Origin of the sequence: Ekhidna sp., assembly GCF_963691765.1 — a bacterium.
Lineage (GTDB): Bacteria > Bacteroidota > Bacteroidia > Cytophagales > Cyclobacteriaceae > Ekhidna.
In genome coordinates, this window is the sequence record NZ_OY829375.1 from 4,126,926 (window position 1) to 4,141,716 (window position 14,791).

Below are 14,791 nucleotides of genomic sequence, written 5' to 3' on the forward strand. Positions count from 1 at the left end.
AATATGTGAATTAATGAAGAAATTTAAGTTACTCTTGATTGTCCTTTTTTTTGGCTCTTCTTCCTCTACCGAGCATCAGCTTATAGGTTCATGGAAACAATGTAATATACGAGGGGAGTACATTGAGCATAGATTCTTTGATGATTATGTTCTCTATGCCACAGAAGGTTACTGGTCACCCACCACTTTTCCTATAGAAGTCCAAGATGACACATTCAAGATTCGGTCACTCGGTCGTATTCAAAAATTCAAAATTGTTCCGCTATCTGAAGACTCCCTGATGTTACGTAATGATCAGGATACCATACTGCTACTACGCCTTACGGAGGAAATTCCTATAGTAGATTCATTAAATCTTGATAAGTGGCTAGAAACTTATGAAGCAGACTTTAGACGAAGGTCTAGTGAATGGACTGAATGCGTTCAAGTACCAATGCCAGAACTTCTTGATCTTGGAGAAGTTGACGATGATTTTGAAGATATCGTTGTACCAGACTTAAGTGAGCTAGATAGTACTTATGTTCAATAATATGAAATGACTGAATGCATCAATATGCAAATGAGCAATGACCTGGTAGCCCAGGACATTCGACAAGCGCTCTTCCATTTAGGTGAGATTACTGGTGAGGTTACTACCGACGATTTGCTCTAGAATATCTTCAGCAAGTTTTGTATTGGGAAGTAATCTTACAAAACGAATTCACATGATCTTCCACATACTTGTATTCTCTAAGTCAAAGAATAGTTAATTTTCAGATTAGCAGTCAATCAAAGCATTAATAACTCATGATCAAGACCACAAATAGCCAACAAGGAATTATCATTCTTATATTAGTTTTATTCTACAGCTTCCAGGCTTGCAATCCGAAGAATAGTACTTCTAAAGAAGAGGCTAAAACATCATCGATCAAGTCAGCATTAACATTTTACGCCTCTTTTGATAGTGGAATAAACGCAGATTTTTCGTTAGGCGACAATCAGCTATATACCTCTCCTATTAAGTCCATAGACTCGGCCAAAGTAGGCCTGCATAAACCGGATATAATGATTGCTCAAGATGAAGGGCTCATTGGAAGCTGTCTGAAATTTACTGAACGATCTTCTGGATATATTTTTTACCGCAGTGAAAAGAATATTGTGTATGACACCAGTGATTGGAGTGGTGCTATCTCTTTTTGGTTAAGCCTTGATCCAGCAGTTGACTTACAACCTGGTTTTTGCGATCCCATCCAAATTACCGATGTGAGCTATAATGATGCTGCTATTTGGGTTGATTTCACCAAAACTAACCCTCGAGATTTCAGACTTGGTGTCATTGGTGATAGAAATAGCTGGAATCCTTCTCCGGAAGGTCCCGATAATGAAAACCCTATTTTCATTGAGCAGTTACCCGTTGTTAAAGAACCACCATTTGCATCAGGAAAATGGACGCATGTCTTGATCAATTTCAATCACCTAAACACAGAAAATGGAGTGGCAAGCCTTTACCTTGACGGTAAATTAGTGGGAACACGTTCTGACATTGTAGATCCATTTACCTGGGATTATGAAAAGTCCAACATTCTATTGGGGCTTAGCTATATAGGTTTAATGGATGAGGTTTCAATCTATAACAGGTTGCTAACCGAGGAAGAGATTACAACACTCTTCCAAGAAAAAGAACATATTAAGGGACTTCTATAACAAGATCTCAACTCGAATCAATAAGTCTTAATGAAAAACACGGCCTATCTCCTATTGATCATTGCAGGAATCATTCTCTTACTAATTCTTGGTAAAGGACTTTTGATCCCTTTCGTATTTGCATTGTTGTTTTGGTTCATCACACGAAGAATTCGGCTGCTACTCGACAAGATCCTTCTCGCGAAAAAATATCTTCCGAATTGGGGAAAGAATGTGATCATATTCATATTTATCATCTCTGCATTTGGTTGGATAGCTGACGCATTGAGCCACAACATCAAGATTTTATCCAAGTCTTACGAAAGCTATGAAGCCAATATACAGGCGATCATGCATCAAGCAGAGTCACTGATTAACATCAACATCAATGACCTCTTGTCTTCCACGGATCAATTGGATTACGGAGCGCTTTTTGGCAGCATCGCTTCTGTTATTACAGGATTGTTGGGTGATACATTCATGATCATCATATATGTACTCTTCATTTTTATGGAAGAGACCAGTTTCAAAAAGAAGATGCAAAAGTATTTTGCTAAGAAAGAGGATGGCAATCAGATCAACACCACACTCTACGAGATAGAGGAATCCATTTCAAATTATCTGGTATTGAAGACATTGGTCAGCTTATTGACGGGATTCCTATCCTACCTGGTCTTGCTCTTTGTAGGAATTGACTCACCGCTATTTTGGGCTTTCCTCATCTTCTTACTCAACTACATACCGACCATCGGTTCTTTAGTTGCTACCCTCTTCCCTGCAATTTTCAGCTTAATTCAATTTGGTGAATTCACCCCCTTTCTTGTCATTGCGGGAGCAGTTGGGGCAGTTCAGATCATTGTGGGTAACTTGATAGAGCCTCGTTTAACTGGAAAATCCTTGAATCTAAGTCCCATCATAACTATCATGGCATTGGCTGTTTGGGGTAAGATTTGGGGGATCACCGGTATGATCCTCAGTGTTCCAATTACTGTCATCATGTTGATAGTCTTTTCTCAATTCGAGTCTACTCAGACTGTTGCGTTGATTCTTTCCGGAAATGGAGAAATTGGTAAAGCAAAGGATAAAAAGGCTTAGCTAATTGTAAAGTTTCCCCTATGCTGATTTCGATTGTCAAAATGTTATTTGCCATTGGTGTAGGCATCAATGTGTTTGTAATCATTCAGTTGATAAGAAAGGAACACGTTCCTTCTCAACCGGCAAGAATAGGGTTAGCAATTGTGTCTTTGTGGGCTTTAAGGTTTTTCTTTCTCTACGTCAAGTTTGAACCTTGGGCGATTGAATATCCAGTGTTCTTTATCGTAGATCAATACTTATTCCTGCTTGATCCTGTACTGCTTTGGATGTATGCCAAATCGATTATTCGACTACTACAATGGAAATGGACCCTATTGCTTCATTTCTTACCTGTTTCTATTGGACTCTTTTTGGGAATCAGTAGTGCTATTTTTTTTACTGAAGAAATGGCAAATGAGTTTACTCAAGCTGTAAATGCGATGATAGAAGGTAAACCTATTGTTGCTACTGAAGAGATTATCATTATAGTTATCATCGTATCTACATCATTATTCTATTTCATTAGGAGTGTGCTTGATGTGAAAAATTATGATTCATCATTAAGGGATACCTACTCCAATATTGAAAATCTTAAAGTAGGATGGGTAATTTCATTTCAGCGATTATGGATCGTACTGTTTTTAATTCCGCTACTCTTCTATTTTGTTAATTACATCTTTCCTTCTATCGACATGCTGATATCTGGTGGATTGTTAATGGTTACTTCTATTTTGCTATCCGTATTCTTTAATCTGAATCTTTTAAACCAATCCTATGCAGCCACTACAGTTACCAGAGCGAAGACTGAAAAAGAATCCTTTTCGCTGGGTCAGGATGATGTTGCCCAAATAGAAAATCTACTTGATACACTTTCGAAAAAGCGCTATTACGAAGATGAGCAGTTAAGTTTGGACAAACTAGCAGAATATATCGAGCTAAAGCCAATAGAACTTACAGAGCTTATCAAAAAGAGCGAATACGAAAACTTTTACGATCTAATTAATTCATTCCGCATCGATGCAGTGAAGCAATCTTTAGCTGATTCTAAGGAACAAATCATCGTCATTGCCTATCAGTGTGGGTTCAACAGTAAGTCCGCATTCAACAAAATCTTCAAAGAAAAAACCGGCTTTACTCCACGAGAGTATCGATTATCATTGAAATAAGTCCATCTAATCTTAAGTGGACTTTTGTAATCTGCATGTTCATGTCCTTAGCAGAAAATTAAATCTCAACAGACATGAAAAATCTTTGGAACAAATTTCCAGCTTGGTTAAAAGCAACCTTACAAGGCGTAGTATTACTATTACCTATTATCCTATTCAATCAAATTTTGGTGTTTAACAACCTCACCTCTGGGCATTCCATTCCATGGGCACTACCAGTTGTTATAATCGCGCTTTTCATTTACTGGAAGATTGTAAATCGATTTGATGCTAACAAACAAGAGAATGATATCAAGATAGATCTGAAGTTGGAACTTAGTAAATCTACAAGTTGGTATCAGATTTTAGGATTGATATTCCTAACCTACTCTGCTATTGCCTTGGTATATATGTTCTTTCCAATTGAAGGCACTCCACAGCAGCAGATGCTTTTGATGTTTCGTGAGGCAGAACCTTTGATCGCTATTTCACTATTGTTAGCGCTTGCATTACATGCTGGAGTTGTAGAAGAAATAGCCTACAGAGGATTTATGCAAAACACCTTGCAACATAAATATTCAAGAATTACTAGTTATTTAATCATTGGTATACTCTTTGCGATTTCTCACTTCTTACCCTTTGAATTGATAGTTCCTTATTTGTTGGTGTCGATGGCTATTAGCTATGTTGCAGATATGCGTAAGTCAATTGGATTGAACATATTCAGTCATTTTTTAGTCGATGCGATCCTCTTCATTGGAGCATATTTTGGTATTATCAATTTAGCGTCTTTCAATTGGATGAATTTTACAATCAATATTATCCTACTCGTACTTGGCGTTATATTCATTTTTGGTAAAAAAAATCTAAGTCAGAAACTTAATTCGCCAATTGGATAGGAATCAACAACAATAGTAAATGCCTCTCATCTCGAGTGGCATTTAGTTTCTCCGGTCGGGTAAAACCTTCGTCAACATCTTGCCATTTACCCAACCACCTATCAAGCCAGTTGTAATCCCAACAGATAACCAAACAATGGTTTCATCGATAATACTTGTTTGCAGTTCTAATTCAAACAGTTCCAATCCCACAACCATTGTATAGAGAATAAGCTGACCAAGGAAACTTGCTATTGGAAAAGCGACTAAAGCAATTATTAACTGTAAAGAACGACCCTTAAATGATAGTAAACCCAACCAGCTACCTGAACCCAGCACTAAAAAGGCAAATAAGATATCATAGTCTGGTCCATCTGGAATAAAACGTTGATAATATCCGAACCAAAAAAGCGAAACGAAGAGAATAATTGAAGCGATGATCCTCTTTGAAGATATTTCAATGTAGTGCTTAAGTACTCGTTTCTGAAAAAAGAAAACCAGTGCAGAAACTACAACAAGTCCGACAGAATGAGCAATGAGTTGCCCTGAACTTAAATCTCTTGTGTGATGGCCTGTTAGTCCGTGAGCTATTGGGGTATAAACAAGAAATGCAATGATAAAACCTATTGTATTGTTTTTCACCCAGCTTTTCAGGAATGGTTGATTGGCATTCATAAGCAATGAGTTTACAATTAAAGATAATCAAAAGACATGAGTCAAATTTTAGCTACCGATTCAATAGAGACTAATGTTTTAATTGTCCCATGCACAACCTTAGCTTTCATTATAGCTCCTAACCTCCATTGAGGCATCTTCAAATTCTTTAATATCGCATTAAGACAAAATCAAATGAACTCATGAAGTACTTATTAGCTCTACTTATCACGTTGCCAAGTCTGACTTTTGCTCAAAGAAACTGGGATGCTATTGAAGTCAAAGTCAATAAAGTATCTGATAACATATCGTACCTTGTTGGAAGCGGTGGAAACATTGGTGTGATACATGGTAATGATGGTGTTTTAATAATTGACGACCAATTTGCTCCATTGTCTGAGAAAATCAAGCAAGCAGTAAAAACGCTCTCTTCGGAAGATATCAAGTACGTTCTTAACACGCATTATCATGGAGACCATAGCGGTGGCAATGAAAATTTTAAAAATGATGGAGCCATTATTGTTGCTCAGGATATGGTTAGACAAAGGCTGAGCACTACGTTTACAAACGAAGTCTTTGGAAGAGAAATGCCAGCTAAACCTGATTCCTATTTACCTACAATAACATTCTCAAAGGACATGACATTTCATTTCAATGATGAAGAAATGAAGTTTGTACATTCTCCAAGTGCCCATACTGATGGAGATGCCATTATACATTTTAAAACGAGCAATATTATTCATGCTGGCGATTGCTTTGTGAGATATGGATATCCATATATTGACATCTCTGCAGGAGGATCCATAGACGGAATGATCGATGCACAAAGAATGCTTCTTAAGATTGCAGATGCGGAGACCAAAATCATCCCCGGCCACGGAGAACTTGCATCTATCAAAGAAGTGCAAGAATTGCTTGAAATGCTGCTGGAAACTAAAAAAATTGTATCCGATGCCAAGGACTCAGGTGAATCTTTAGGAGCACTGGTTGACAGAAAGCCTTTTGCAAAATTTCATGAAGACTGGAGCGGATCATTTATTGATTCAGACCTTTTTGTAAAGTTGATTTATGAGAGCCTATAATCTCATAAATCAACCTTAAAAGGTATATTATCTACTATCTTCACCGCCATCATTGTTGTTACTGCTTCCTTGCTTCAAGTCGTCATTTGATACTTTCTTGACCTTCTTAGAAGCTCTTTGAGTAAGCTTGCCTATACGGTAACTGAAGTTTATTCTGAAGTTTAATAATTGAAGCTCTCTGGTACTTCGTTGCACAAGCAAAGGAGTGGTAACTTCAGATTCAAGGTTGCTTCTTGGGTTTAAGAAGTTGTTAGCTCCTAAACCAATACTCCCTTTCTTGTTCTTAAAGTTTCGATTAATACTAAGGCTATAGATATAAAATGGATTGCTAAACCCTTGAAGTTGTACTCTTGAACTTCTGTAAAATCCAAACAATTGAATCGTCCACATCTCGCTCAGTTTATAGCTTCCAAAAACCCTGGTGTTAAAAACAAATCCTTCATTTTCTGCATTAAAAATTGGATCATCAATGTTGTTAGTTAACACTGAATAAAACGCATCTATTCCTCCATTGAACGTTACTTTTCCCTTTCTGATACTTCCAAACGCATTGATACCATATGCATCTTCTTCTCCAATGTTTTGAAAGGAAGTGTATACAGTGTCCTGACCAATTGTTTCTCTAACAGACTGAATGCTACCATTAGTAGATCTTACAAATGCTGACACATTTAAAGAGAAAGTCCTCTTAAACTTACTCAATGATATCTCTATTTGGTCAGTAAATTCTGGCAATAAATCTGGATTACCTTGCGAAATATTGAGTGGATTAGCAGCATTAATGTTTGGATTTAAAAACTGTAAACTTGGACGCGCCAATCTTCTAGAATATCCTAATTTAAGCGTGAGATTATTCTTCAACTTTTTTGACATATTAAGACTAGGAACAAAGCTTCCATAGTCTCCAATTTGCAAATCTTCACCACCGGCGAAATTCGCTCTTATGGTTGTATATTCATACCTTACTCCAGCCTGCACTGTGTAATTAGAAGGAAGTTCCATAAGTCCTGAAACAAATCCTGCTGATACATTCTGCACATATCTGAATGAATTGTTTACACTTGCTCCTGCAACTTCACTATAAGGGTCACTTCCCTCACGCCTCAATAAAAGAAAATCACTTGAAACCGTTCTTGATATATTCTTAACTCCTGTTTCAAACTTAGCTTTATCACCCATTGGTTCAACATAGTCTAGCTGAATAGTGAATTCTTTATTGATGCTTCTATTCTCGTTTTTAGTACCAATAGGGTTCGTCTCATTTACTTCATCTATGGTAAAGTCATTGTTTCTATTATCTTGACTATAGAGTGAGATTAAACTTATCTCCTTCCCCTTCTTCTCAAACGACCGTATGTAGTTGAAATTAAGATCCACACTATTAGAGTTTGTTAGTGTAAAAACATCTTCTGCAATGGATCTCGAGCCACTGTTATCTATCAATTCAGTAATTCTGTCATCTTGGTCATTTCTCGAATCAAATATTCTGTAATTGACTCCACCTCCTACAAAATGGTATTTATTGAAAGTATAATCCCAACCAAAATTGTATCGCCCGGAAATACGAGAACTTACTGTTTCAGCAAATTGATTTGTTTGGGAAAGCTCCGTACCATCGGTATCTCTTACGATCTGTGAATTATCAAGTGATCCAATGATATTGTAGCCAGCATATCCGTTACCACCAAGTGATAGCCCAAGTTTTCCCGTACGATAGCCTGCATTTAGACCAAGATTCGAACCTCTATACCCTACGCCTGTATTAATAGAAAGCGTTCCTCCTTGAAGGTTATTCTTTTTAGTAATAATGTTTATTATGCCACCAGTTCCTTCAGCATCATATCTAGCAGATGGAGATGTTATTACTTCTACAGATTTAATTTCATCTGCCGGTATTTGTTTCAACGCGTCGGCTAGGTTACCAGCAGTTATAGTTGACGGCTTACCGTCGATTAAAACAGTAATGTTGCTGCTACCTCTCAATGAGACATTCCCTTCTAAATCCACAGACAGAAGAGGAACACGTCTCAATACGTCTGAAGCATCACCTCCAGCAGTAGTGTTATCTTGTTCTGCGTTATAGACAATACGATCGACTTTATCCTCAATCAACTCTCGCTCGCCTTCTACAACTACTTGTTCTAGCTCCGTAGCAGAAGAAGTTATCACTATATTATCCAGGTTATATGATTCCCCTTTTCCCGTAATTGTGAATGGACCCTTGGTTATTGTTTCATAACCGATAAAGGAGATATCAATAGTAAAATCTCCTTCTGGAATATTCTTTATTACCCATTTACCATCATCATCTGCAATAGTTCCATTTATCAATTTTCCATCTTTAGCAGAAAGCAATCTCACAGTTGCATAAGGTACTGGCTCTTTGTCGCTGTCAAGCACAACACCGCTTATTTTTCCATAGCCCACTTCAGGAGCTTTTTTTCCTTGATATCCACTGGGCGGACCTGAAGGTCTTTGCGAGTAAACAGGTGATAGCGTGCCTGATAGGATTATCAAGAATGTTACAGATTTGATTAGTTTTTTCACTTTACTAGGTTTAGATGCTATTGTGACAAACGAACGGGGTTGTTTGTTTGAATTCATCTTAGAATTGTGATGAATGGCATCTAGCATTCATGTTTGGCTTATCAGTTCTTTTAATTAAAAGACTGAATAATTAGTTAGTAAGAACGTAATTGTACTATTTGAATATTATGATTGAAAGATTGAAAGGAATTTAAGTGCTTCCGAAAAAATACCCCCGTGGAGTCAGATGATTTTTAATTCAGTACTCTATATTCATCCAATCACTTGATCTCATATTTATCAATAATTATGAATAGAACACTGTGAGCGTATTTAATTAATACGAACCACACATGATACCGCCTAAAAGAATTGTAGGATATTTTATTCTAACAGCTTCATTGCTATGTGCACATGCACAAAGTAGTGTAGGTGTTAATACTACTACTCCCAACAGTAATTCTGTTCTTGAACTTGTATCGCCAAACTCAGATCAAGGTTTTCTAATACCTAGATTAACCACTTTTCAACGTTTAAGCATGAATGCCAATCTTTCTGTGAATGAAAATGGATTGATGGTTTATGATCAGGATGAAAATTTCTTTTACTATTGGAGAACAGATGAGTGGATTCCGGGTTTGGGCGCTTTAGAAATAACGGCTGCAGGCGGTGACCTTAGCGGATTTTATCCAAATCCAATAATTAGAACAGGGGCAATTACAAATGAAAAAATACGTGATGAAGCAATATCAAATCAAAAGTTACAAGACCTTTCTATATCTACGATAAAAATTCAAGATGGAGCAATTACTCAATCGAAGCTTCAAGATGTAGGAGTCTTACCAGGCCCTTACGGAAATTCTTATTTCACATTACAAGTTGAAGTCGACATTAAAGGAAGAGTAGTAGGAATTGTAGAAAAAGAGATTATCGTCAACGGAAATAATATTGAAGATTTAAGTATTCAAAATGTTGACATCAAAGATGGCACACTAACTATATCTAAACTCGATACTGAAGAGAATGCAAATAAAATTTTAGTGGTTAACTCTCAAGGAATACCCCAATGGTTGCCTCGTGAGCAATTTCAAACGTCTTCATTGCAGAGAGATCACTTGTTTATTGGAAATGACGATAATATAGCAGAGTCTTTGCCAGTTACAGGTGACATTTCGCTTACAAGTAATGACAATTCAATTATAACTCAAATAGCAAATGATGCTATCACTTCAGACAAAATAGCAAATAATCAAATTCGAAATGAAGATTTAAATAAAAGCTCAATACCTATAAGTGGTTTCGCTATAGCACAGAACTCAATTGATCTTGGCAATAATAAAGTAAAAAATATCGCAAATCCTTCGAGTGCTAAAGACGCAGCTAATAAAAGATATGTAGATAATGCAATAGCTACCAGCGAATCGGGCGATGATGACAAAGACGACACCAATGAACTCAATACAAGTCTATCCCTGGACGGTACAGTATTGAAGGTTACTGATGCTGGAGGAACACTCGAACAAGAACTTGACGATACCTTCGCTACTAATGTAGAACTCACCGCTTCGGACAATGCAGATCTGGATAAAGATGCTACCAATGAGTTGATCACCGCATCACAATTGAATGGCACTACGCTAGAGATCACCGATGCGGGTGGCACGCAGTCCATAGACCTTAACCCTACCTTCACTACTGACACGGAGCTAGCCAATGCAATAGCTACCAGCGAATCGGGCGATGATGACAAAGACGACACCAATGAACTCAATACAAGTCTATCCCTGGACGGTACAGTATTGAAGGTTACTGATGCTGGAGGAACACTCGAACAAGAACTTGATGATACCTTCGCTACTAATGCAGAACTCACCGCTTCGGACAATGCAGATCTGGATAAAGATGCTACCAATGAGTTGATCACCGCATCACAATTGAATGGCACTACGCTAGAGATCACCGATGCGGGTGGCACGCAGTCCATAGACCTTAACCCTACCTTCACTACTGACACGGAGCTAGTCAATGCAATAGCTACCAGCGAATCCAGCGATGATGACAAAGACGACACCAATGAACTCAATACAAGTCTATCCCTGGACGGTACGGTATTGAAGGTTACTGATGCTGGAGGAACACTCGAACAAGAACTTGACGATACCTTCGCTACTAATGTAGAACTCACCGCTTCGGACAATGCAGATCTGGATAAAGATGCTACCAATGAGTTGATAACCGCATCACAATTGAATGGCACTACACTAGAGATCACCGATGCGGGAGGCACGCAGTCCATAGACCTTAACCCTACCTTCACTACTGACACGGAGCTAGTCAATGCAATAGCTACCAGCGAATCCAGCGATGATGACAAAGACGACACCAATGAACTCAATACAAGTCTATCCCTGGACGGTACGGTATTGAAGTTTACTGATGCTGGAGGAACACTCGAACAAGAACTTGACGATACCTTCGCTACTAATGTAGAACTCACCGCTTCGGACAATGCAGATCTGGATAAAGATGCTACCAATGAGTTGATCACCGCATCACAATTGAATGGCACTACGCTAGAGATCACCGATGCGGGTGGCACGCAGTCCATAGACCTTAACCCTACCTTCACTACTGACACGGAGCTAGTCAATGCAATAGCTACCAGCGAATCCAGCGATGATGACAAAGACGACACCAATGAACTCAATACAAGTCTATCCCTGGACGGTACAGTATTGAAGGTTACTGATGCTGGAGGAACACTCGAACAAGAACTTGACGATACCTTCGCTACTAATGTAGAACTCACCGCTTCGGACAATGCAGATCTGGATAAAGATGCTACCAATGAGTTGATAACCGCATCACAATTGAATGGCACTACGCTAGAGATCACTGATGCAGGTGGCACGCAGTTCATAGACCTTAACCCTACCTTCACTACTGACACGGAGCTAGCCAATGCAATAGCTACCAGCGAATCGGGCGATGATGACAAAGACGACACCAATGAACTCAATACAAGTCTATCCCTGGACGGTACGGTATTGAAGGTTACTGATGCTGGAGGAACACTCGAACAAGAACTTGACGATACCTTCGCTACTAATGTAGAACTCACCGCTTCGGACAATGCAGATCTGGATAAAGATGCTACCAATGAGTTGATAACCGCATCACAATTGAATGGCACTACACTAGAGATCACCGATGCGGGAGGTACGCAGTCTATAGACCTTAACCCTACCTTCACTACTGACACGGAGCTAGCCAATGCAATAGCTACCAGCGAATCAGGCGATGATGACAAAGACGACACCAATGAACTCAATACAAGTCTATCCCTGGACGGTACGGTATTGAAGGTTACTGATGCTGGAGGAACACTCGAACAAGAACTTGACGATACCTTCGCTACGGATGCAGAACTCACCGCTTCGGACAATGCAGACCTGGATAAAGATGCTACCAATGAGTTGATCACTGCATCACAATTGAATGGCACTATGCTAGAGATCACCGATGCGGGTGGCACGCAGTCCATAGACCTTAACCCTACCTTCACTACTGACACGGAGCTAGCCAATGCAATAGCTACCAGCGAATCGGGCGATGATGACAAAGACGACACCAATGAACTCAATACAAGTCTATCCCTGGACGGTACAGTATTGAAGGTTACTGATGCTGGAGGAACACTCGAACAAGAACTTGACGATACCTTCGCTACTAATGCAGAACTCACCGCTTCGGACAATGCAGATCTGGATAAAGATGCTACCAATGAGTTGATCACCGCATCACAATTGAATGGCACTACGCTAGAGATCACCGATGCGGGTGGCACGCAGTCCATAGACCTTAACCCTACCTTCACTACTGACACGGAGCTAGCCAATGCAATAGCTACCAGCGAATCGGGCGATGATGACAAAGACGACACCAATGAACTCAATACAAGTCTATCCCTGGACGGTACGGTATTGAAGGTTACTGATGCTGGAGGAACACTCGAACAAGAACTTGACGATACCTTCGCTACTAATGTAGAACTCACCGCTTCGGACAATGCAGATCTGGATAAAGATGCTACCAATGAGTTGATCACCGCATCACAATTGAATGGCACTACGCTAGAGATCACCGATGCGGGTGGCACGCAGTCCATAGACCTTAACCCTACCTTCACTACTGACACGGAGCTAGTCAATGCAATAGCTACCAGCGAATCCAGCGATGATGACAAAGACGACACCAATGAACTCAATACAAGTCTATCCCTGGACGGTACGGTATTGAAGGTTACTGATGCTGGAGGAACACTCGAACAAGAACTTGACGATACCTTCGCTACTAATGTAGAACTCACCGCTTCGGACAATGCAGATCTGGATAAAGATGCTACTAATGAGTTGATAACCGCATCACAATTGAATGGCACTACGCTAGAAATCACTGATGCAGGTGGCACGCAGTCCATAGACCTTAACCCTACCTTCACTACTGACACGGAGCTAGCCAATGCAATAGCTACCAGCGAATCGGGCGATGATGACAAAGACGACACCAATGAACTCAATACAAGTCTATCCCTGGACGGTACGGTATTGAAGGTTACTGATGCTGGAGGAACACTCGAACAAGAACTTGACGATACCTTCGCTACTAATGTAGAACTCACCGCTTCGGACAATGCAGATCTGGATAAAGATGCTACCAATGAGTTGATAACCGCATCACAATTGAATGGCACTACACTAGAGATCACCGATGCGGGAGGTACGCAGTCTATAGACCTTAACCCTACCTTCACTACTGACACGGAGCTAGCCAATGCAATAGCTACCAGCGAATCAGGCGATGATGACAAAGACGACACCAATGAACTCAATACAAGTCTATCCCTGGACGGTACGGTATTGAAGGTTACTGATGCTGGAGGAACACTCGAACAAGAACTTGACGATACCTTCGCTACGGATGCAGAACTCACCGCTTCGGACAATGCAGACCTGGATAAAGATGCTACCAATGAGTTGATCACTGCATCACAATTGAATGGCACTATGCTAGAGATCACCGATGCGGGTGGCACGCAGTCCATAGACCTTAACACTACCTTCACTACTGACACGGAGCTAGCCAATGCAATAGCTACCAGCGAATCGGGCGATGATGACAAAGACGACACCAATGAACTCAATACAAGTCTATCCCTGGACGGTACAGTATTGAAGGTTACTGATGCTGGAGGAACACTCGAACAAGAACTTGATGACACCTTCGCTACGGATGCAGAGCTACTGAGCACTATTCAATCCTTAATGGATGAAATAAATAACTTAAATGAAGTTGTAGCATTCGAAGTGTACCTCAATGGATCAACAAGTTCTCAAAGTAGTGGTCCCATTGAATTTGACAGAGAAGAGTTTGAGGAAGGTGGTTCATTCATACTGAGCGATCACTACTTCAGAGTTCCTAGCGATGGAATTTATCATTTTGACGCACAAATTACGGTTTCATTTACTAACAACTATACGAGAGGCATATCACTTTACGTGGACGAAGATGAAACTGGTAGTTTAGACGGAGATAGAGTGTCACGAACTCTAATCGACGAAAATTCAGATCAAGTTATTTCACTGAGAACATCAAAAACAATAAAAGTAGAGGAAGGAAACAGAGTTTACGTTCGATTTGAAGGTCCTAATACTGCAATCTTAAATGGAAGGGCAAATACATTCTTTAGTGGTCATAAAGTCAAATAAGT

General features: G+C 39.6%; 9 protein-coding genes. 7 read left to right on the forward strand and 2 right to left on the reverse strand.

Annotation, left to right across the window (positions count from 1 at the left end; translation table 11 throughout):
* The first annotated feature begins 13 nt into the window (after positions 1–13).
* From ACY650_RS18490 to ACY650_RS18510, 5 genes are all read left to right on the forward strand, one after another.
* Complete coding sequence (locus tag ACY650_RS18490; RefSeq protein WP_462249841.1) at positions 14–529, forward strand: hypothetical protein; 516 nt, start codon at positions 14–16, stop codon at positions 527–529.
* Positions 530–786: 257 nt separating this feature from the next.
* Positions 787–1,683: a LamG-like jellyroll fold domain-containing protein gene (locus tag ACY650_RS18495; RefSeq protein ID WP_462249843.1), complete on the forward strand. Its 897-nt coding sequence runs from the start codon at positions 787–789 to the stop codon at positions 1,681–1,683.
* Between the two features lie 30 nt (positions 1,684–1,713).
* Positions 1,714–2,757, forward strand: coding sequence for an AI-2E family transporter (locus ACY650_RS18500; RefSeq protein WP_462249845.1), 1,044 nt, complete (start codon positions 1,714–1,716; stop codon positions 2,755–2,757).
* A gap of 20 nt (positions 2,758–2,777) precedes the next feature.
* On the forward strand, positions 2,778–3,902 hold the full coding sequence (locus ACY650_RS18505; protein WP_462249847.1) for a helix-turn-helix transcriptional regulator: 1,125 nt from the start codon (positions 2,778–2,780) through the stop codon (positions 3,900–3,902).
* Positions 3,903–3,976: 74 nt separating this feature from the next.
* Positions 3,977–4,780 (forward strand): lysostaphin resistance A-like protein, encoded by an 804-nt coding sequence (locus ACY650_RS18510; RefSeq protein ID WP_462249849.1) that lies wholly within the window; start codon positions 3,977–3,979, stop codon positions 4,778–4,780.
* Between the two features lie 42 nt (positions 4,781–4,822).
* Here ACY650_RS18510 and ACY650_RS18515 read toward each other — a convergent pair whose 3' ends face one another.
* A complete protein-coding gene (locus tag ACY650_RS18515; RefSeq protein WP_462249851.1) occupies positions 4,823–5,434 on the reverse strand; it encodes a hypothetical protein in 612 nt (203 codons plus the stop codon).
* 182 nt (positions 5,435–5,616) lie between these two features.
* Here ACY650_RS18515 and ACY650_RS18520 point away from each other — a divergent pair, with 182 nt between their 5' ends.
* The gene (locus ACY650_RS18520; protein WP_462249853.1) at positions 5,617–6,495 is read left to right on the forward strand and encodes an MBL fold metallo-hydrolase; all 879 of its coding nucleotides are present in this window, start codon (positions 5,617–5,619) and stop codon (positions 6,493–6,495) included.
* A gap of 27 nt (positions 6,496–6,522) precedes the next feature.
* Here ACY650_RS18520 and ACY650_RS18525 read toward each other — a convergent pair whose 3' ends face one another.
* Positions 6,523–9,042, reverse strand: coding sequence for a TonB-dependent receptor (locus ACY650_RS18525; protein ID WP_462249855.1), 2,520 nt, complete (start codon positions 9,040–9,042; stop codon positions 6,523–6,525).
* Between the two features lie 332 nt (positions 9,043–9,374).
* Between ACY650_RS18525 and ACY650_RS18530 the strand changes: the two genes are divergently transcribed.
* On the forward strand, positions 9,375–14,789 hold the full coding sequence (locus ACY650_RS18530; protein ID WP_462249857.1) for a C1q-like domain-containing protein: 5,415 nt from the start codon (positions 9,375–9,377) through the stop codon (positions 14,787–14,789).
* The last annotated feature ends 2 nt before the right edge of the window (positions 14,790–14,791 follow it).

What these genes read in the sequence shown, in the direction of transcription:
- ACY650_RS18490 (WP_462249841.1), top strand. Translation starts at nt 14, where the DNA reads ATGAAGAAATTTAAGTTACTCTTGATTGTCCTTTTTTTTGGCTCTTCT.
- ACY650_RS18495 (WP_462249843.1), top strand. Translation starts at nt 787, where the DNA reads ATGATCAAGACCACAAATAGCCAACAAGGAATTATCATTCTTATATTA.
- ACY650_RS18500 (WP_462249845.1), top strand. Translation starts at nt 1,714, where the DNA reads ATGAAAAACACGGCCTATCTCCTATTGATCATTGCAGGAATCATTCTC.
- ACY650_RS18505 (WP_462249847.1), top strand. Translation starts at nt 2,778, where the DNA reads ATGCTGATTTCGATTGTCAAAATGTTATTTGCCATTGGTGTAGGCATC.
- ACY650_RS18510 (WP_462249849.1), top strand. Translation starts at nt 3,977, where the DNA reads ATGAAAAATCTTTGGAACAAATTTCCAGCTTGGTTAAAAGCAACCTTA.
- ACY650_RS18515 (WP_462249851.1), bottom strand. Translation starts at nt 5,434, where the DNA reads ATGAATGCCAATCAACCATTCCTGAAAAGCTGGGTGAAAAACAATACA.
- ACY650_RS18520 (WP_462249853.1), top strand. Translation starts at nt 5,617, where the DNA reads ATGAAGTACTTATTAGCTCTACTTATCACGTTGCCAAGTCTGACTTTT.
- ACY650_RS18530 (WP_462249857.1), top strand. Translation starts at nt 9,375, where the DNA reads ATGATACCGCCTAAAAGAATTGTAGGATATTTTATTCTAACAGCTTCA.